This is a genomic window from Ruegeria sp. N11 (assembly GCF_056531525.1).
In genome coordinates, this window is the sequence record NZ_JBQFLX010000010.1 from 28665 (window position 1) to 48406 (window position 19742).

The window sequence follows — 19742 nt, forward strand, 5'->3', positions numbered from 1 at the left end:
ACACAAATCAGGTGCAGCGTACTGCCACCCGGCAGTCGCGTTTGCCTGCGATATGAAACAGCTCTGGTTCATTCCGCCGCGATCTTCTCGGCCTTGCGTGCCTGCGCCTGCGCCGAAAGCTCGGCCATCAGCTGCGAGGCCCGCGCAATCGGGTTGGTCAGGTAGAAATCCTTGACCGCGTTGCGGAAGGTCGCCGTGCCCAACGGGCCGGCATCCAGCGGCTGAACTTCATTTTCGACCACCTGATCGATCTGGGCCAGGTGCGGAACCGCTTCGACAAGCGCGGTGCGCAACTGCGCCAACGAGTCGAAGGGTAGCGTAGCACCCAGCTCGGCCGACAGGGCACGCAGGATCGCCCAGTTCTCTTTCGCCTCACCGGGCGCGAACCCGGCGCGCATGGCCAGTTGCGGGCGGCCTTCGGTGTTCACGAACAGGCCGTTTTCCTCGGTATAAGCGGCACCCGGCAGGATCACGTCGGCGCGATGCGCGCCGCGATCACCATGGCTGCCCTGATAGATCACGAAGGCGCCCTCACCGATCTCGACCTCGTCCGCGCCGAGGTTGTAGATCACGTCCGCCGCTGAAACGGCATCCATGCCACTTTCGTTGGTCGCATCCACATCCATCGCACCTACGCGCGAGGCGGCGGTATGCAGAACGATCAGACCGCTTTCCGTGTTTGCAGCAATGGTTTGTGCGGCGGCCAGAACGGCGGCGCCGTCCGCCTCTTGCAACGCACCTTGGCCAACAATGACCAGCGAGCGTTTGCCCTTGATCGTATCGTCGCCACCCATGTCCACGACCTTTTGCAGCGCCGTGCGGTCATCACCCACATGGTGATACTCATAGGTCAGGTCCACAGCGGGACCTGCCAGTGCAACCTCGGCCCCGTGCGCCCAGGCCCTGCGGATCCGGGCGTTCAGAACCGGAGCCTCGTCACGCGGGTTTGTGCCGATCAGCAGAATGCGTTCGGCAGCGTCAATATCCTCGATCGCCGCAGTCCCGGCATAGGCCGCACGATTGCCCGCAGGCAGTTTGGCCCCGTCGGTGCGGCATTCAACAACACCACCCTGCCCTTCGATCATCTGTTTCAGAGCAAATGCAGCCTCGACCGGAGCCAGATCACCGACGATCCCAGCCGGTTTCTCGGCCCCTTTCAGCGCCTCGGCGGCCTTGTTCAGCGCCTCAGACCAAGAGGCCGGGCGCAGCTTGCCGTTCTCGCGCACATAAGGCTTGTCCAGACGCTGACGGCGCAGGCCGTCCCAGACGAAGCGGGTTTTATCGCTGATCCATTCTTCGTTCACGCCATCATGGTTGCGCGGCAGGAAACGCATCACTTCGCGCCCCTTGGTATCGACGCGGATGTTCGAACCCAGAGCGTCCATCACGTCGACGCTTTCGGTCTTGGTCAGTTCCCACGGACGCGCGGTAAAGGCGTACGGCTTCGACGTCAGCGCCCCGACCGGGCACAGATCGATAATGTTGCCCTGCAGGTTCGAATCCAGCGTCTGGTTCAGGTACGACGTGATCTCGGCATCCTCACCACGCCCGGTCTGGCCCATCTGGGTGATCCCGGCGACTTCGGTGGTGAAGCGTACGCAGCGGGTACAACTGATGCAGCGCGTCATCGCGGTGCCGACCAGCGGTCCAAGATCCAGATCATCCACCGCCCGCTTGGCTTCCTTGAAGCGCGTGCCCGACAGACCATAAGCCATCGCCTGATCCTGCAGATCACACTCACCACCCTGATCGCAGATCGGGCAATCCAGCGGGTGGTTGATCAGCAGGAACTCCATCACCCCTTCGCGGGCCTTCTTGACCATGGGCGAGTTCGTCTTGACCACCGGCGGCTGTCCTTCCGGCCCCGGGCGCAGATCGCGCACCTGCATCGCGCAGGAGGCCGCAGGTTTGGGCGGGCCGCCAACAACCTCGACCAGACACATCCGGCAGTTTCCGGCAATCGACAGGCGCTCGTGATAGCAGAAGCGCGGCACTTCGACTCCGGCCTGTTCACAGGCCTGGATCAGGGTCATCGCACCATCGACTTCGATATCCTGCCCGTCGATATTGATCTTGCGGAGGTCAGACATTCTCTAGTTCGCCCTCAAATACACGCCAATGGCGCTGTTTCTTTCGATTTCCGTCTGCCCCAGTGAGCAGAAGGACTTGGGGTTGTCATAAGACACACCGTTCTGGGCCAGATACGCCTCGCCCTTGGCGCGCATCCGGTCCTTTTCGGAATCCGAGGCCACATAGGCGCGGATTTCCTGATCCGAGTACCCCAGTTTGTTCGCTTTGGATCGCAATCCCCACATCACTCCGATCGCTTTCATCCGGCGCCCGCTGATCGACGGGCACTGTTCCGAAATCTCGTTTGCGATGGCGATGTAGTAGAGTTCATTGTCGATCTCTTTGACATCCCTCAAAGGCGGCTTGGCCTCTGCCATTATCGGGAAGGTTAATACTGAAATCAGAGCAACTGCCTTCGCGCCGGGCGTGATCCTCCCGTTCGGTTTGGAAGGTCCACAACGAAGTTTTCTCCGGGCGCTATGCAATAGCTGCCCGGTCAATCCGCCGCGATATGCAAAACCCTGCTTCATGGTCTCTGGCAGGTTCCTGCAAATGTCAGTTTGTCATCCGCGATGCGCAGATTCTGGGGTTCCGTATCAGGTCCGACTTTCCAAGCGATTCTGGACGATCCGAAGTTCTGAATACAGAACTTGGTGCCTTCATAACGGCCGGCTTCGAGCGCGCCGTCCAACGACGCGGAAACACCTTTCACGGTCACGGTGAACTCGGCCGGCATGGCCTTTTTGTTTACCGCTTTCGCCTTGGCCCGGAAGGATTTGCCATCGAACGTGACCCGGTCATCCGGAGGTTTGACAAGGCCGCATGCCGTCACAAGCGACAAAGCCGCAACCGCCACTGTCAGCATCGATGCAGCCCTTGGCTTGCGGGTCGTATTTTCGCGTGCACCTGTCGACATCAGAACGCCGCCACCAATGCCATGAGACCGGTAAGGAACATGCAGGCCCATGCCACGACGTACAGCACGGATCGCAAACCGCTGTTGGGTTTGCCGACGCCGCGAATATGGACGAACAACATGACCAGTCTGGCAACCAACGCCACCGATGCGAAAAGGTTGACCCAGAACGGGCTTACACCCATCAAAATTGCGGCCACTGTAACAGCCAGAAACGCTGGCAGCGTCTCGGTACCATTCAGATAGGCCCGGTTCAGGCGGTAAGCCTTGTCCGAATAATCCTGATCCGGTGTCGCCCCCGGAGCCAGCCCTTTTCCCTGTTTGGCCAGCGCGGTGAACGGTGACAGAAACAGAACAACCAGGGTGAAAATCACCAATGCGGCGATTGCGTGGGAATATTCGGCATAGATTTCCATTGAGTTCACTCCGCAGCCATCGCACCCATGCGGCCCGATTTCTGAGCCTTGATGCGATCCTCGATTTCTTCACGGAAGTTGCGGATCAGGCCCTGGATCGGCCAGGCCGCCGCGTCGCCAAGGGCGCAGATCGTGTGGCCTTCGACCTGTTTGGTCACGTCGAACAGCATATCGATCTCTTCCAGTTCCGCCTCGCCTCGGACCAGGCGGTCCATGACGCGCATCATCCAGCCGGTACCTTCGCGGCAAGGCGTGCACTGACCGCAGCTTTCGTGCTTGTAAAACTTCGACAGACGCCAGATCGCCTTGATGATGTCGGTGGACTTGTCCATCACGATTACGGCCGCCGTGCCCAGGCCAGATCCCAGATCGTTGCGCAGGTGATCGAAATCCATGATCGCATCGCGCATGTTCTCACCGCGCACACAGGGAACGGACGAACCGCCCGGGATCACCGCCAGAAGATTGTCCCAACCGCCGCGAATACCACCGCAATGGGTTTCGATCAGCTGTTCGAACGGGATCGACATGGCCTCTTCAACCACGCAGGGGTTGTTCACATGGCCAGAGATCGCAAACAGCTTGGTGCCCGCGTTGTTCTGGCGGCCGAAGCCCGCGAACCAGTCGGCCCCACGGCGCAGTATCGTCGGCACCACAGCAATCGATTCCACGTTGTTCACCGTGGTCGGACAGCCGTAAAGACCCGCACCTGCCGGGAACGGAGGTTTCATCCGCGGCATACCCTTCTTGCCCTCAAGGCTTTCGATCAGGGCGGTTTCCTCGCCGCAGATATAGGCGCCGGCACCGTGATGCAGGAACAGGTCGAAATCCCAGCCCGAACCAGCGGCGTTCTTTCCCAGCAAGCCAGCGTCATAGGCCTCATCAATCGCCGCCTGCAGCGCCTCACGCTCGCGGATATATTCACCACGCAGGTAGATGTAGCAGGTGTGCGCGTTCATTGCGAAGGACGCGATCAGGCAGCCTTCGATCAGTGTATGCGGATCGTGGCGCATGATCTCGCGGTCCTTGCATGTGCCGGGCTCGGATTCATCCGCATTCACAACCAGATAGGCCGGGCGCCCATCGCTTTCCTTTGGCATGAACGACCATTTCAGACCGGTCGGAAAGCCCGCACCACCACGACCACGCAGGCCTGAGTCCTTCATGGTCTGGATGATCCAGTCGCGCCCCTTTTCGATCAGGCCAGCGGTGCCGTCCCAATGCCCCCGGGCCTGCGCGCCTTTCAGCGTGCGCTCATGCATCCCGTAGATGTTGGTAAAGATCCTGTCCTGATCCTTCAGCATCATTCGTTACCTTCAGCTGTCCTGACGCATGCGCCAGAGTTGAAAAATGTTCACGCCCGCATAGATGAATGCCGCCAACGCGGCAAAGTCAAACAGCAGCGCGTGTCGCGCCGTCAATCCCAACGCGGGGCCGACAAACAAGTTCATCGCAAGCCAAATCGTCATCGTCACTGCGATGACGATACCGATATGTCGGCCCTTTCGGGCTATGGCCTGTTCTTTGTCCTTGTCCATCACACATTGATGCCCCGGATGGGCACCGGCTATCACTCTTCGTATGTGCCGTCTTTCTTGGCACGTTTCGCAAACTCGGTTTCTTCACCAGCGGCCAGCTTGCCCGCCTGCTCGATCCAGCCATCCCGTTCGATCCGGCCCTTGAACTTCAAACGCGCGTCGACCCAAGCCACCTGATCAGGCGTCCAGGCGGCGATCTGGTCAAAGTGGTAGAGTCCCAGCTCGTTCAGCGTTTGCTCCAGCTTCGGCCCAACGCCTTTCAGCAGCTTGAGATCATCTGCCTTGCCATCCCGCGCAGCCGACAGCGTTTCAGGCGCATTTTCCTTGGCCTTCGCCTCAGCCGCCTGTTTCACTGCAGGTTTAGCCGGCGCAGGTGCTTTGGGAGGCATCGGAGCCGCCTTGGTCGCGGCAGCCTTGCCATCCTTGCCCAGCCAGGGCGTCAGAGTCGGCATTTCGGTTCCGTCGATCCGCTTGACCGTATCACCCAGATCCGTCGCCAATGCGACGCTGGCGTTATACTGCGTTCTGCCACTGTCATACTCGGTCAGACTGGTCAGGCCTTTCAGCGGTTCCGCCGCATAGCGCCCGTTCTGCGGACCCGGCGTCGGAACCTTGCCCGCCGCCAGATCGTCAATGATCTGGCCAAAGCTCTCGGCGGTCAGATCCTCATAGTAATCCTTGCCGATCTGCGCCATCGGAGCATTGGTGCAGGAGCCGAGGCATTCGACCTCTTCCCAGCTCAGCTTGCCATCGGCGGACAGTTCATGCGGCTTGGCGGCGATCTTTTCTTTGCAGACCGCAATCAGATCCTCGGCCCCGCAGATCATGCACGACGTCGTGCCGCAGACCTGGATATGCGCAACAGATCCAACCGGTTGCAGCTGGAACATGAAGTAGAAAGACGCAACCTCAAGCACGCGGATATAGGCCATTCCCAGCATGTCGGCGACGGATTCAATCGCCGGGCGGCTCAGCCAGCCCTCTTGTTCCTGCGCACGCCACAGCAGCGGGATGACCGCGCTGGCCTGACGCCCCTCGGGGTATTTTGTGATCTGCGCTTCGGCCCATTGCTGGTTCGCAGCAGTGAAGGCAAAGCTTTCGGGTTGTTCGGGGTAAAGACGGCGGAGCACTATTCCAGAACCTTCAGTTTGCTATCGGGTTTGTATTGCAGGCCCTCAACGGGGACAAACGCCGGCGGACTCATGAACAAGGCCGAACCAATAGTTTGCCAGGCTTCTCGAGGTGTGGCGCCGGAATTTTCCAACAACTTGCGCAACTCATGGCTGTCGTAACGGCCTGGATTTTCGATCACTAGATTGAAAGCGCGCTCGTCCAGTTCTTGGCGTCGCGAGAACAGCAAGTCCTGCGTGAGATAGTTTCGCGCCACAGCAGGCACAAGATAATTGCCTTCAGTGTCACGGACGATTGAGTTTTTGGCCGCCAGACCAATCAACCCGCGCCTCACGCTATCTTGTTTAGCAGCACTTGTGCTGACGGACTTGTCACTACCAGAGGCAAAGTACGCAGATTGTACTTCCGAGACTATTTCTTCGAACTTGATTCCATCAACACCCGCATCAACAACAACACGGTAGATCTCGGTCTCTTGCCACCCCTGATCCAACGCGCTTTGCCTGATTTGAACATCCTTGTAATAGCTGAATGCAAAGCCGATGAACGCCATCAAACCCGAGAGAGCGGCTATCGCCTTTAGAGCCTCGTAGAATTTAGACCACGTCACCGGTCAATCTCCCCGAACACCACGTCCATGGTCCCGATAATCGCGGCAACGTCGGCCAGTTGGTGACCTTTGGCAACGTGGCCCATGGCTTGCAGATGCAGGAACCCCGGTGCGCGCAGTTTGGCGCGGTAGGGTTTGTTGGTGCCATCGGCGACCAGATAGACGCCGAACTCACCCTTGGGGGCTTCGACTGCAGCGTAGACCTCACCGGCGGGGACGTGGAAACCTTCGGTATACAGTTTGAAGTGATGGATCAGGCTCTCCATCGAGGTCTTCATGTCCGAGCGTTTCGGCGGGGTGATCTTGCCGCGCGCCAGAACATCGCCGGGGCAATCACGGATTTTCGAGATGGCCTGACGGATGATGTGCAGCGACTGGCGCATCTCTTCCATGCGGCAGAGATAACGGTCATAGCAGTCGCCGTTCTTGCCAACGGGGATCTGGAATTCGAACTCGTCATAGCACTCATAGGGCTGCGCGCGGCGCAGGTCCCAAGCGAGGCCCGATCCGCGCACCATCACGCCCGAAAAGCCGTATTTCTGGATGTCATCCTCGGTCACAACACCAATATCGGCGTTGCGCTGTTTGAAGATGCGGTTTTCGGTCAGCAGGCCATCAATGTCATCGAGAACTGAGGGGAACTCATGGCTCCACGCCTCGATATCGTCCAGCAATTCCGGCGGCAGATCCTGATGTACACCGCCGGGGCGGAAATAGGCGGCGTGCAGGCGGGCCCCGCAGGCGCGCTCATAAAACACCATCAGCTTTTCGCGCTCTTCAAAGCCCCACAGCGGCGGGGTCAGCGCGCCAACATCCATTGCCTGCGTGGTCACGTTCAGCAGGTGGTTCAGGATGCGCCCGATCTCGGAATACAGAACCCGGATAAGCGAGCCGCGACGTGGCACTTCCACACCGGTCAGCTTTTCGATGGCCAGACACCAGGCGTGCTCCTGGTTCATCGGGGCCACATAGTCCAGACGGTCGAAATACGGTAGGTTCTGCAGATACGTCCGGCTTTCCATCAGCTTTTCTGTGCCACGGTGCAGCAGGCCGATATGCGGGTCGCAGCGTTCGACGATCTCGCCGTCGAGCTCAAGCACCAAACGCAAAACCCCGTGAGCCGCAGGGTGTTGCGGGCCGAAGTTGATGTTGAAGTTGCGGATCTTTTGTTCTCCGCTCAGCGCGTCCGTGCTGCCGTCATCGTATCTTGAGCCGTCCATCAACGCCCTCGTTTCTTCTTTTTCGCCTCAGCCCGGACCCGGACCTTTTCGGCTTCGGCCGCTTTCGCCGCGGCCCCTGCAAGCAAGACGCCCAAGGCGCCCAAAACGATCAGTTCGCCCATCATGTCAGCGTCGCTCCATCTCTTGCAGCTTCATGGCCATCATCCACAAAAGGACAATGACCACTGGCGAAATCACGCAAGCAAACGCCCAGTTCTTGTTGATCCCGAAATGCGGCAACAGCTTGGTCATCGGAATGACCGTTGCAACCACCACGATAATCCAGATCAAGAACTCCATGATTACGTCTCCTGTTTTTCGTCCCCTGGCAGAATGTAGTTCGCACCTTCCCATGGGGACATGAAATCGAATTGACGATATTCCTGAACCAGCGACACGGGTTCGTAGACCACGCGCTTCTGCGCCTCGTCGTACCGTACCTCGGTATAGCCGGTGGTCGGAAAATCCTTGCGCAGCGGATAGCCGCGGAAGCCATAGTCGGTCAGGATACGCCGCAGGTCCGGGTGGCCCGAGAACAGGATGCCGAACATGTCGAACACCTCGCGCTCGAACCAATTGGCCGAGGGGTGAACGCCCACGATCGAGGGCACCATGTCTTCCTCGCGGATCGAGACCCGCAGGCGGATGCGCTGATTCTGGTACATCGACAGGAAGTGGTACACCACGTCGAAGCGCTTGGCCCGTTCCGGGTAGTCCACACCGGTGATGTCCACCAACGTCGAAAACTTGCAGTTCGGATCGGACGTCAGGAATTCGACAAATTCCACAAGGTTCGACGGGGCCACATCAACGTTCAGCTCGCCGTGGGTGACATCCCAGGACAAAACGCAATCGGCCCGCTTCAGTTCCAACTGTGCGCCGAGTTCTTTGAGTGCTTCGCTCATCAGCTCTCTCCTCAGCGTACGATGGTGCCGGTGCGGCGGATTTTGCGCTGCAACTGCATCAGACCGTAAAGCAGGGCCTCAGCCGTCGGAGGGCAGCCCGGTACGTAGATGTCCACAGGAACAATCCGGTCACAGCCGCGAACAACAGAATAGGAATAGTGATAGTACCCACCGCCATTGGCGCAGGACCCCATCGAGATAACGTAACGCGGTTCCGGCATCTGGTCATACACCTTGCGCAGCGCCGGTGCCATCTTGTTGGTCAGCGTCCCCGCGACGATCATCACGTCGGACTGACGCGGAGAGGCGCGCGGAGCAATGCCAAACCGTTCGGCATCGTAGCGCGGCATCGAGGTGTGCATCATCTCAACCGCGCAGCAGGCCAGACCGAATGTCATCCAGTGCAGCGACCCGGTACGCGCCCAGTTGATGATGTCTTCGCTCGAGGTCAGCAGGAAGCCCTTGTCCTGCAGCTCGGCATTCAGGGCCTGGGTGGCGACTTCCTTGTCGACGCCAGCGGTGTTTGAGCCCGTCATCACTCCCATTCCAGGGCCCCCTTCTTCCATTCATAGGCAAAGCCGATCGTCAGCACCGCCAAGAATACCATCATGGACCAGAAACCCACATCGCTAATGTCGCGGAAGCCCACGGCCCAGGGGAACAGGAAGGCGATTTCCAGATCGAAGATGATGAAGAGAATCGAGACCAGGTAGAATCGGACGTCGAATTTCATCCGCGCATCGTCGAAGGCATTGAAGCCACATTCATATGCGCTGACTTTTTCAGGATCAGGATTGCGAACAGCAAGCACCACAGCCGCAAGAATAAGGACTATTCCAAGGCCTACGGCGACGGCCAGAAACACCAGGATCGGGAGATACTCCCGCAACAGCTCTTCCACGAGTGGCTCCTTTCCTGCGCGTCCGGTCCCGGGCGCGCCGTCAATTGGCGTGTTGACTGGACATTCTCTATCCGCGCGGGGTCAGAGGGTCAACCAAGCACAGGCGGCGAATGCCGTATTAATCTGCATGCCTGACCCCGATACACCGCCCGGATTTCGCTTTATCCAACAAACGGGAAGATGCTGCTAAACCTTACTATTCCATGCAGGTTTTCGTTTCTCGAAGAACGCACTGATTCCCTCTTGCGCCTCTTGTGTTTCCCACCTTTGGACCAGGGCGTTGATCGTTTGATCAATCACGGCATCGTCGATTTTCGGGCCCAACGCCTGAACAAGGCTTTTGGCGGACGATACGGCCCCGGGCGCGCAGGACAGATAAGGTTCCACATGGGCTTCCACCGCGTCCTCCAAACCTTCGGCGGGCACAGTCTCAGCCAGCAGCCCAAGCTCCACCGCCTCGCTCGCATCAAAAAGGCGCGCGGACATAAAGACACGGCGCGCTCGCGCTTCGCCCATGCGAGCAACGACGTATGGCCCGATCGTTGCCGGGATCAGACCTAGGCGGGTTTCCGTCAGGCCCATCTTCAGGCTGTTCACACCGATCGCAATGTCGCAGACGGCCGCCATGCCCACACCGCCCCCGAACGCGTTGCCTTGCAAGGCGCCAATCAACGGCTTGGGCAGGGTATTCAGGGCGTTCAGCATTTCGGCCAGCTTGCGTGCTTCGGTGAACCGTGTGGCGGGATCCGCTGCCATCTGGTCCTGCATCCAACCAAGGTCGCCCCCGGCGCAAAAGCTCTTTCCTGCCCCGGTCAGAACAACCACGCGCACGTTTTCATCCTTGCCCAGCGCCGCTGCCGCGTTGGTCAGTTCCGAAATCATTTGCGCCGACATGGCGTTGTGCTTTTCGGGTCGGTTCAGGGTCAACCTGGCGACACCACGCTGATCAACTGCAATATCGATCGTTTCAAACATCGTTTTTCTCCTGTGGGTCTTCACGGATCGCAGCCGCCAACAAGGTCGCCGCCTCGGCCGGATCTGTCTGCGCTGTGTCGATCCTGATATCGGGATTTGGAAACGGGTCGTATCTGCGCATCTCAACAGCCTGCCAGGTCGGCGGTGACCAATTGCGCAACTCGACCACGCGCTTTTCGACACGTTTTCGATGTTCGGTCTTGTCTGAGCACCAGAATTCCACATCAAGATGCCGCGCCCGGGCTCTCTCCGAAACACTGCGCCAAGCGTTTCGCGTCAGGCTGATCGGGTTCACACAATCGGCTATCACATCAAACCCCTGCTGCAAGGCACCAGTGGCAACGGCTTGTGCTGCGGCATAGCCGCCATCTGCAAGATCATCGACCTTCATATGCGACGACTGCATGGCGGTTTCGATCTGATCAATCCAAAGCCACAACGCGCCTGTCCGCTCCGCAACCATTCGGGCAATTGTCGTTTTGCCAACACCCGGCAAACCTGACAGACACATCAAAACCGGCACTCAGGTGCCCCGCATCGAACGGGCCATCTCTGCCGCTTCTTGCAGGATCGCGGCGTCCAGACCCGTGTCATAGCCCAACCGTTCAAGATGCGCCGCAACCGCCTCGGTCGCCACGTTCCCCGCCGCCTCCGGCGCGTATGGGCAGCCGCCCAAACCGCCGACCGCCGTATCGAAGACACGCACCCCGAGTGCCAGAGCGGCATCGATATTATCCATCGCCCGGCCATTCGTGTCATGAAAATGCCCCGCCAATCTTGTGACCGGCACCTGCTCGCGAACAGCAAGGATCATGCGCGCGATCTTGTCGGGCGTGCCCTGCCCGATGGTATCGCCCAATGAAATCTCATAGCAGCCGTGCGAAAACAGCACATCTGCCACTTCGGCGACTTTCTCCGGCGCTGTCGGTCCGTCATAGGGGCAGTCGGTCACGCAGGAAATATACCCGCGCACCGGCAGGTCGATATGGCGCGCTTCCTCCAGAATCGGTTCGAACCGCGCGATGGATTCCGCAATAGACGCATTGATGTTTGCCTTCGAAAACCCTTCGGATGCCGACGCGAATATGGCGATTTCGTCAGCATGTGCGGCAATAGCATCCTCATAGCCGCGCATATTCGGCGTCAAGGCAGCGTAGCGGACGCCAGCCGCGCGGGTAATGCCTGCCAAAACCGCTGCACTGTCTGCCATTTGCGGCACCCATTTCGGTGATACAAAACTCGCAACTTCGATGCGATTGAAGCCGGCATCGCTCAGGCGATTCACCAGCGCCACTTTCTCGGCCACGGGGATCTGACGCTGTTCATTCTGCAGACCGTCCCGGGGCCCGACCTCAAAGATTTCGACTCTGTCACCCATTCCTGCGCCTCTCCTGTGTTGTTCCGATCAACGGCTGAACCTGCCCCGACAATGACATGCGATGCATCACAGGGATAGGCTACTCCTCTTCCAGCCGAACAAGCGCGGCGCCGGCTTCCACCTGCGATCCGGGAGCGGCCAGAACTTCGGCAACGATGCCGTCACGTGCGGCCAGCAAGGCGTGCTCCATTTTCATCGCTTCCAGAATGGCCAAGCGGTCGCCCTCCGATACGGACTGACCAGCCTCGGCGAACACGGCCTTGACCAGACCGGGCATGGGCGCCTCGATCACGTTTGTGTTGCCGGATGCTGTGGTATCGCGATCCAGCGGATCGATCAGTTCAAACGCGTGGCCGTAATCGTCAAAAACCGTGATGACGGCTCCGTTGATGGCAACGCGAGGCATGGGCTGACCGTCCAGACGCCAGAGGCCATCGCGCCGCCGTGCCTCGATCTGTTTCTGGTTTACATACCACAGTTGCCGGTCACGCCCATCGACCTGCACGTCCAGATCGATAACATCGCCCCGGTGCAGCAGGTGAACCGCACGACGCAGCGGCTCCCACAGCGTGAAACCGGTCTCGTGATCCGTGTTTACAAGGCCCAGGGCCGCCATAGCGGCGGCCACGGAATGTCCGGCAGAGGGTTCTGTTTCCGAAGTCAGCCCCGGCAACTCCCGGCCAATCAACCCCGTATCGACGTCTCCTGCTGCAAATCCTGCATGCCGTGTCAGCGCGCCCAGAAATGCAAGGTTCGTGACCGTTCCAGCGACCTCGGTTTGCTGCAACGCACGGTGCAATTGCTCCAGCGCCGCCGATCGGGTTGGTCCATGTACGATGACCTTGGCAATCATCGGATCGTACCACGGGCTGATTATGTCACCGGCACGCACACCACTGTCGGCGCGGCAATCATCTGGAAACCGAAGATGAGAAAGCTGTCCGGTCGCGGGCAGAAACCCTTTTGGTACGTCTTCGGCGTAAAGCCGCGCCTCGAAGGCATGCCCGCTGATCGACAGATCTTCTTGACCGGCGGGCAGCTTTTCCCCGGACGCGACCCGCAATTGCCATTCGACCAGATCAACGCCAGTGATCGCTTCTGTCACGGGATGTTCAACCTGCAACCGTGTGTTCATTTCCATGAACCAGAACCGGTCCGGGCGCAGCCCCTCCGAGGCATCTACAATGAACTCAACGGTCCCTGCGCCCTTGTAGCCGATCGCCTCGGCGGCCCGGACACCTGCCAGCCCCATCGCCTCGCGCATCTCGGACGTCATCCCCGGCGCTGGCGCTTCCTCGATGACCTTCTGATGGCGCCGCTGTAACGAGCAGTCCCTTTCGAACAAATGCACGGCATGGGTTCCGTCACCGAACACCTGCACTTCGATATGGCGGGGTTTGGCGACGAATTTCTCGACCAGAACCGCGTCATTGCCAAACGCCGTCCGCGCCTCGCTGCGCGCGCTGTCCAGCGCGGCGTCGAAATCCTGCGGCTTTTCGACCAGCCGCATGCCTTTGCCGCCGCCGCCGGCAACCGCTTTGATCAGAACCGGGTAGCCAATGGTATCCGCAGCCCCGGCAAGGTGTTCCGGGTCCTGGTTTTCGCCGTGATAGCCGGGAACAACCGGCACACCGGCCTCCTCCATCAGAACCTTCGCGGCATCCTTCAATCCCATCTTGCGGATCGCATCGGCGGACGGTCCTATGAACGTCAGACCGGCAGCTTCGACTGCATCCACGAAATCGGGGTTTTCGGACAAGAACCCATAGCCGGGATGGATCGCTTGCGCGCCGGTCTTTAACGCCGCCTCGATGATCACGTTCCCTTTAAGGTAGCTGTCAGCAGGGGCCGCGCCACCGATATGCACAGCCTCATCGGCCATCTGGACGTGCTTGGACCCGATATCGGCGTCCGAATAGACGGCAACGCAAGAAACCCCCAGCTTTTGCGCGGTTTCCATCACTCGACAGGCAATCTCACCCCGGTTGGCAATCAGAATTTTAGTGAACACAAGCCCAGTTCCTCTCTGAACAAAAATCCCTCGACGAAGGATTTCTTCCCAAGAATTTTCGCAGAAACTTCTCTGCCATCACATCCTGAACACGCCGAAACGCGTCTCCTCGATCGGGGCATTCAACGCAGCGCTCAGCGAGAGGGCCAGCACATCGCGGCTTTTGCGCGGGTCGATGATGCCGTCGTCCCACAACCGCGCCGAGGCATAGAGCGGATGCGACTGCTCCTCGAACATGTCCAGCGTGGGCCGCTTGAATTCCGCTTCTTCTTCAGCCGACCATGTGCCGCCCTGCCGTTCGATCCCGTCGCGCTTGACCGTGGCCAGAACACCCGCCGCCTGTTCGCCACCCATGACCGAGATGCGCGAGTTCGGCCAGGTCCAAAGGAAGCGTGGCTGGTAGGCGCGGCCCGCCATGCCATAGTTGCCTGCCCCGAACGAGCCACCGACAAGCATCGTGATCTTCGGCACCGAGGTCGTCGCGACGGCAGTCACCATCTTGGCCCCGTGCCGTGCGATGCCTTCGTTCTCGTATTTCCGCCCGACCATGAAGCCGGTGATGTTTTGCAGGAAAACCAGAGGGATTTTGCGTTGTGAACAGAGTTCAACGAAATGCGCACCCTTCTGGGCTGCCTCTGAAAACAGCACGCCGTTATTGGCGATGATCCCGACGGGGCAGCCTTTGACATGGGCGAACCCAGTCACCAGCGTTTCCCCGAACCGCGGTTTGAACTCGTCAAAGCGCGAGCCATCCACCAGCCGCGCGATTACCTCGCGGATGTCATAGGGCGTGCGCAGATCGGCGGGGACCACCCCCAGAATCTCTTCAGGATCATAAGCGGGGTCCTCCGGGTTCGCCCAATCCACGGTCTGCGGCTTGCGCAGGTTCAGCGATGCGACGGCCCGGCGCGCCAGCGCCAGCGCATGGGCATCATCCTCGGCCAAATAGTCGGCTACGCCGGACAGGCGGGTATGAACGTCACCACCGCCCAGATCCTCGGAACTGACCACCTCACCCGTTGCGGCCTTGACCAGAGGCGGTCCGGCCAGAAAGATTGTCCCCTGCTCTTTCACGATGATCGTTACGTCCGACATCGCAGGCACATAGGCGCCACCCGCCGTGCACGACCCCATGACCACCGCAATCTGAGGGATCCCCTTCGCGCTCATCCGCGCCTGATTGTAGAAGATGCGACCAAAGTGGTCGCGGTCGGGAAAGACCTCATCCTGATTGGGCAGGTTCGCGCCGCCACTGTCGACCAGATAGATGCAGGGCAGATGATTTTCCTCGGCGATCTCCTGCGCGCGAAGGTGTTTCTTGACCGTCATCGGGTAGTAGGTGCCGCCCTTCACGGTGGCGTCGTTACACACCACCATGACCTCGCGCCTCTGCACCCGGCCAATGCCCGCAATGGCCCCGGCAGACGGCGCGGCATCTCCGTACATCCCATGGGCCGCCGTTGCACCGATTTCAAGGAAAGGAGAGCCCGGATCGAGCAAGTTCGCCACCCGGCGGCGCGGCAGCATCTTCCCCCGAGATTCATGGCGTGCACGGGACTTTTCACCGCCCCCCATACGGGCCGCTTCCGCAGCAGCGGAGATTTGTGCCAATGCCTCGAGATGAGCAGCGCGGTTTTGTTTGAAGCCCTCGGAGGTGGGCATGGCTTTGGATGTGAGTTTCATACCTTGACCTCTAATTTCAGCATTTGATTACTCAGCGGCATTGCAACAAGGAACACATTAATCAGAAAGGGAATGAATTTGGCGACGCCCGATGAAACGAAAGGTGCCATTGACGTTATACTGTCTGCTAGCACGTCTAGTATTCCCTGCGAAATTAGGAAGAAAATCGGGACAAACATCAAGATAAGTGAAACCAAGAAAAAGCTCAGCGCGTTACCAAGCCTAACTCTTAGAATGCTGTTACATTTCGCGCATTTACCTGCGGGCATATGGCCTTCAACAATATCAACACTCCCCGCAAGCATCCAAGACACCCATAGCGGAAGCGGTTCACAACAATTCGGGCACTTTAGGCCAGCCAGTCGTCGAAAAAGCCCAATCAATTGTTTGTTTCCTCTGCAGCCAAGTGCTTCAACTCTTTCCGAATAACCTTCCCCGTCACCGTCATTGGCAATTCTTCCAAAAACGCCACCTCGCGCGGATAGGAGTAATGCGCCAGACGGTCTTTGACCCAATCCTGCAACTCGGCCCCCGACGCCTCGGCGCCGGGTTTCAGCACGACATAAGCCTTGACGATCTCGGTCCGCAGCGGGTCAGGCTTGCCGACTACGCCCACGGTCGCTACCGCCGGATGGGTCAGCAGGCAGTCTTCGATCTCGGCGGGGCCAATGCGGTAGCCAGCCGAAGTGATCACGTCATCTTCGCGGCCGACAAAACGCAGGTATTCCCCCTCCCACACGCCGCGGTCGCCAGTGATCAGCCAATCGCCGCGAAACTTCTCGGTCGTGGCCTGGGGCCGGTTCCAATACTCCAGCATCATTGAGGCAGACCCCTGCCTGATCGCTACGTCGCCTTCCTCGTCCGTCGGAACACCATACTCGTCAATCACCGCGACCTCATGCCCCGGCACCGGTTTGCCGATGCATCCGGGACGCACCGGATAGTCCTCGGCGCAGGAAGACACGACCATGTTGCATTCGGTCTGACCGTAGAATTCGTTGATGGTCAGGCCAAACGCCTTTTCCCCCCAGGCCAACATTTCCGCGCCCAAAGGCTCTCCTCCCGAGGCGACAGAGCGCAGGCCGGGAATGCTCTGATCTGCCGCTTTCAGCATCCGCAGCGCGGTCGGCGGGAAGAAGACGTTCCGTACTCCACCCCGCGAAATCACGTCGGCGCACCCTTCGGGCGAAAACTTCTCGAGCCGCGCGGCAACCACCGGAATTCCCAATGCCAACCCCGGCATCAACACGTCGAACAGTCCGCCAATCCAAGCCCAGTCCGCAGGTGTCCAAAGGCAATCACCGTCCCGCAGATGGTTGTGGCTGATCGACACGCCCGGCAGATGGCCGGTCAGCACCCGATGCCCGTGCAAAGCCCCTTTCGGAGTCCCTGTTGTACCAGACGTATAGATCAAAACCGCAGGGTCGTCGGGGCCCGTGTCGGCAAAAGGCACCGGATCACCTGGTTCTCCGATCTGGTGTGCCAGCAAAGGTTCGGCCAGATCGCCCAGCAGCGCGGCCCCTTCGGCGTCGGTCAGCACAATCCGCGCCCCGGAATCCCCGACTCGCGAAGACAGAGCATCGCGGCGGAACAGCTTGAACAGCGGCACTGAAATGGCACCGATTTTCCAGATTGCCAGATGTGCCGCAGCGCACCAGACAGACTGCCCCAGCAACACACCAACCCTGTCCCCGGTCCGCACCCTGCGCAACAGCGCCCGTGCCAAACCATCCGCCAGAGCGCTGAGTTCCCCGTATGTCACGGATGAGGGTTCTTCACCGGTCAGATCCAGCAACGCCAATTTGTCCGGGGCCTGCGCCAAGCACTGCCGGGCCATGTTCAATTGCGCCGGACAATCCCAGCTGTGATCGGCGCGCAAACCCGGTATGACCTCAGTGGGACGCATGGGTTTTTTCCATTGTTTTACTGCGCTTTACCGCCGCTACCTCATTTGGCATTTCGACACGGATTTGACTCAGATCAGAGTCCGCCAGCCTTTGATCCGGCACCACAGCCTTATCAACATAACCAAAGGCATGAATATGACCAAGAAACTCGCCGCTTTGACCTTGTCTACTGCACTGGTTGCGCTGGCCGCGCCGGCTTTTGCACAATCGCAAGGGGACTGGACCGTGGGTATCGGTGTCGGCTACCTCGACCCGAAATCCGACAATGGCACTCTGGCCACGCTGGATGCCGAAGTCGGGTCCAGCACCCGCCCGATCTTTACCGCCGAGTACTTCGTCCGCGACAATCTTGGTATCGAACTTCTGGCCGCAACCCCGTTCAGCCACACCATCACGCTGGGTGGCATTGATGCCGCCAGCACCAAGCAACTGCCGCCGACCCTGTCCTTGAACTATCACTTCCCGACCAACAGCGCCTGGAAGCCCTATGTTGGTGCCGGTCTGAACTACACGATCTTCTTTGACGAAAAGTCCGCCTTGGGCGATCTCGACATCGACAATTCCCTTGGCGTCTCGCTGCAGGCCGGCCTGGACTACATGGTCACCGAACAAGGCTCGGTGCGGCTGAACGTGCGCTGGTTCGACATCGACTCGGACGTCACGCTGGACGGCGCCAAAATCGGCAAAGCCGAAATCGATCCGTGGCTGGTCGGTGTGTCCTACGTCCATCGCTTCTGATCCGTTCGCAATCCCGCCCCGCTGGTCCACTGGCCTGCGGGGCGAATTATCTCAGAGCATCTTGTTCATCATTTCGCGCCCGATCAGCATCCGACGGATTTCGCTGGTCCCGGCACCAATCTCCATCAGCTTTGCATCCCGGAAGATGCGACTGACCGCAGCGTCGGACAGGAACCCGGCCCCGCCCATTGCCTGAACCGCCTGATGAGCCTGCGTCATGGCCTGCTCCGACGCATAGAGGCAGCAAGCCGCCGCGTCCTGACGGGTCACGTCGCCCCGGTCACAGGCCTTTGCGACCTCGTAGATATAAGCTCTGGCCGAGTTCATCGCGGTGTACATATCGGCGATCTTGCCCTGCATCAGCTGAAAGGTACCGATTGGTTTGCCAAACTGCTTGCGCTCGGCCAGATAAGGCATGACCTCATCCAGACAGGCCGCCATGATACCGGTTCCAATCCCCGCAAGAACGACGCGTTCGTAATCCAACCCGGACATCAGCACCGAAACGCCTTTGCCCTCCTCGCCCAGAACATTCTCGAAGGGCACTTCGACATCTTCGAAGATCAGTTCGGCGGTATTCGACCCGCGCATCCCCAGCTTGTCGAAATGGGGTGAGGTCGAAAACCCGGTCATCTCCTTTTCGATCAGAAAGGCGGTGATGCCCTTGGACCCTGCGTCCGGATCAGTCTTGGCGTAGACAACCAGCGTATCGGCATCCGGGCCGTTGGTGATCCAGTATTTGTTGCCATTCAGCCGATAATGATCGTTCCGTTTCTCGGCCCGCAGCTTCATCGACACTACATCGGATCCGGCCGAAGGTTCGGACATCGCCAACGCGCCGACATGCTCACCGGAAATCAGGCGTGGCAGGTATTTCTGTTTCTGCTCGGCGTTGCCGTTCAGCTTGATCTGGTTCACACACAGGTTCGAATGGGCGCCGTAAGACAAAGACACCGAAGCGGACGCGCGAGCGATTTCCTCGACCGCGACCGTGTGCGCCAGATAGGACATTCCGGCTCCGCCGTATTCCTCGGGTACGGTAATGCCCAGCAGGCCCAGTTCCCCCATTTCCGTCCACAGATCATTCGGAAACGCGTTCGAGGAATCGATCTCGGCGGCCATCGGTTTGACCCGCTCCTGCGCCCAGCGATGCACCATATCGCGCAGGGCATTCACATCTTCGCCCAGATCAAATTGCATTGTTGCGGTGAACATCCGGGGCCTCCCTTGCCGGTTTAATGAACAGTTGTTCAATAACGACATACCAGCTTGCATCCGGCCGGTCAACGTTACGGTTTCACGATCTGCCAAAACGAAAAAACCGCCGCCCGTTGGCAGGCGGC

22 protein-coding genes are annotated in these 19742 nt (G+C 59.4%); 1 reads left to right on the forward strand and 21 read right to left on the reverse strand.

Features of this window, described 5'->3' with window-relative positions; translation table 11 throughout:
- Window positions 1-68 precede the first annotated feature (68 nt).
- The 20 genes from nuoG to ACR0J8_RS12220 form a co-directional block, all read right to left on the reverse strand.
- On the reverse strand, window positions 69-2090 hold the full coding sequence (nuoG, locus tag ACR0J8_RS12125) for an NADH-quinone oxidoreductase subunit NuoG (RefSeq protein ID WP_480890406.1): 2022 nt from the start codon (window positions 2088-2090) through the stop codon (window positions 69-71).
- Between the two features lie 3 nt (window positions 2091-2093).
- Window positions 2094-2447, reverse strand: coding sequence for a DUF5333 domain-containing protein (locus ACR0J8_RS12130; protein ID WP_480890409.1), 354 nt, complete (start codon window positions 2445-2447; stop codon window positions 2094-2096).
- 149 nt (window positions 2448-2596) lie between these two features.
- On the reverse strand, window positions 2597-3037 hold the full coding sequence (locus ACR0J8_RS12135) for a hypothetical protein (protein ID WP_480890411.1): 441 nt from the start codon (window positions 3035-3037) through the stop codon (window positions 2597-2599).
- Window positions 2986-3402 (reverse strand): MAPEG family protein, encoded by a 417-nt coding sequence (locus ACR0J8_RS12140; RefSeq protein WP_170806545.1) that lies wholly within the window; start codon window positions 3400-3402, stop codon window positions 2986-2988. Before ACR0J8_RS12140 ends, ACR0J8_RS12135 begins: the two co-directional genes overlap by 52 nt.
- Before the next feature lie 5 nt (window positions 3403-3407).
- On the reverse strand, window positions 3408-4706 hold the full coding sequence (gene nuoF, locus ACR0J8_RS12145) for an NADH-quinone oxidoreductase subunit NuoF (RefSeq protein WP_321254057.1): 1299 nt from the start codon (window positions 4704-4706) through the stop codon (window positions 3408-3410).
- 12 nt (window positions 4707-4718) lie between these two features.
- Window positions 4719-4940: a DUF5337 domain-containing protein gene (locus ACR0J8_RS12150; RefSeq protein WP_170806546.1), complete on the reverse strand. Its 222-nt coding sequence runs from the start codon at window positions 4938-4940 to the stop codon at window positions 4719-4721.
- Window positions 4941-4972: 32 nt separating this feature from the next.
- A complete protein-coding gene (nuoE, locus tag ACR0J8_RS12155) occupies window positions 4973-6070 on the reverse strand; it encodes an NADH-quinone oxidoreductase subunit NuoE (RefSeq protein WP_480525237.1) in 1098 nt (365 codons plus the stop codon).
- Window positions 6070-6681 (reverse strand): hypothetical protein, encoded by a 612-nt coding sequence (locus tag ACR0J8_RS12160; protein ID WP_480525236.1) that lies wholly within the window; start codon window positions 6679-6681, stop codon window positions 6070-6072. The genes nuoE and ACR0J8_RS12160 overlap by 1 nt, the downstream gene beginning before the upstream one ends.
- On the reverse strand, window positions 6678-7901 hold the full coding sequence (locus tag ACR0J8_RS12165) for an NADH-quinone oxidoreductase subunit D (RefSeq protein ID WP_480890415.1): 1224 nt from the start codon (window positions 7899-7901) through the stop codon (window positions 6678-6680). The genes ACR0J8_RS12160 and ACR0J8_RS12165 overlap by 4 nt, the downstream gene beginning before the upstream one ends.
- On the reverse strand, window positions 7901-8023 hold the full coding sequence (locus ACR0J8_RS12170) for a hypothetical protein (protein WP_480713765.1): 123 nt from the start codon (window positions 8021-8023) through the stop codon (window positions 7901-7903). The genes ACR0J8_RS12165 and ACR0J8_RS12170 overlap by 1 nt, the downstream gene beginning before the upstream one ends.
- Before the next feature lie 4 nt (window positions 8024-8027).
- Window positions 8028-8201, reverse strand: coding sequence for a hypothetical protein (locus tag ACR0J8_RS12175; protein WP_170615358.1), 174 nt, complete (start codon window positions 8199-8201; stop codon window positions 8028-8030).
- Between the two features lie 2 nt (window positions 8202-8203).
- Complete coding sequence (locus ACR0J8_RS12180; protein ID WP_480525233.1) at window positions 8204-8806, reverse strand: NADH-quinone oxidoreductase subunit C; 603 nt, start codon at window positions 8804-8806, stop codon at window positions 8204-8206.
- A gap of 11 nt (window positions 8807-8817) precedes the next feature.
- Window positions 8818-9351, reverse strand: coding sequence for a NuoB/complex I 20 kDa subunit family protein (locus tag ACR0J8_RS12185; RefSeq protein WP_480525231.1), 534 nt, complete (start codon window positions 9349-9351; stop codon window positions 8818-8820).
- Window positions 9342-9707 carry an NADH-quinone oxidoreductase subunit A gene (locus ACR0J8_RS12190; RefSeq protein ID WP_170615352.1) on the reverse strand — a complete coding sequence of 122 codons (366 nt, stop codon included), beginning with the start codon at window positions 9705-9707 and terminating at the stop codon, window positions 9342-9344. The genes ACR0J8_RS12185 and ACR0J8_RS12190 overlap by 10 nt, the downstream gene beginning before the upstream one ends.
- Before the next feature lie 186 nt (window positions 9708-9893).
- Entirely contained in the window at window positions 9894-10682 is a 789-nt protein-coding gene (locus ACR0J8_RS12195; RefSeq protein ID WP_480525229.1) for a crotonase/enoyl-CoA hydratase family protein, read from the reverse strand.
- Window positions 10675-11193, reverse strand: a complete 519-nt coding sequence (locus ACR0J8_RS12200; protein WP_480890541.1) for a P-loop nucleotide/nucleoside kinase family protein — start codon at window positions 11191-11193, stop codon at window positions 10675-10677. The genes ACR0J8_RS12195 and ACR0J8_RS12200 overlap by 8 nt, the downstream gene beginning before the upstream one ends.
- 12 nt (window positions 11194-11205) lie before the next feature.
- Window positions 11206-12060 carry a hydroxymethylglutaryl-CoA lyase gene (locus ACR0J8_RS12205; RefSeq protein WP_480525226.1) on the reverse strand — a complete coding sequence of 285 codons (855 nt, stop codon included), beginning with the start codon at window positions 12058-12060 and terminating at the stop codon, window positions 11206-11208.
- A 79-nt stretch (window positions 12061-12139) separates the two neighbouring features.
- Window positions 12140-14071 carry an acetyl/propionyl/methylcrotonyl-CoA carboxylase subunit alpha gene (locus tag ACR0J8_RS12210; RefSeq protein WP_480525224.1) on the reverse strand — a complete coding sequence of 644 codons (1932 nt, stop codon included), beginning with the start codon at window positions 14069-14071 and terminating at the stop codon, window positions 12140-12142.
- Window positions 14072-14149: 78 nt separating this feature from the next.
- Window positions 14150-15754: a carboxyl transferase domain-containing protein gene (locus ACR0J8_RS12215; RefSeq protein ID WP_480525222.1), complete on the reverse strand. Its 1605-nt coding sequence runs from the start codon at window positions 15752-15754 to the stop codon at window positions 14150-14152.
- 379 nt (window positions 15755-16133) lie between these two features.
- The gene (locus ACR0J8_RS12220; RefSeq protein WP_480525220.1) at window positions 16134-17660 is read right to left on the reverse strand and encodes an AMP-binding protein; all 1527 of its coding nucleotides are present in this window, start codon (window positions 17658-17660) and stop codon (window positions 16134-16136) included.
- A gap of 136 nt (window positions 17661-17796) precedes the next feature.
- Here ACR0J8_RS12220 and ACR0J8_RS12225 point away from each other — a divergent pair, with 136 nt between their 5' ends.
- Window positions 17797-18399 (forward strand): OmpW/AlkL family protein, encoded by a 603-nt coding sequence (locus ACR0J8_RS12225; protein ID WP_480525218.1) that lies wholly within the window; start codon window positions 17797-17799, stop codon window positions 18397-18399.
- 51 nt (window positions 18400-18450) lie between these two features.
- Here the strand turns inward: ACR0J8_RS12225 and ACR0J8_RS12230 are convergent, their stop codons facing one another.
- Complete coding sequence (locus ACR0J8_RS12230; RefSeq protein WP_480525216.1) at window positions 18451-19614, reverse strand: isovaleryl-CoA dehydrogenase; 1164 nt, start codon at window positions 19612-19614, stop codon at window positions 18451-18453.
- Window positions 19615-19742: the final 128 nt, after the last annotated feature.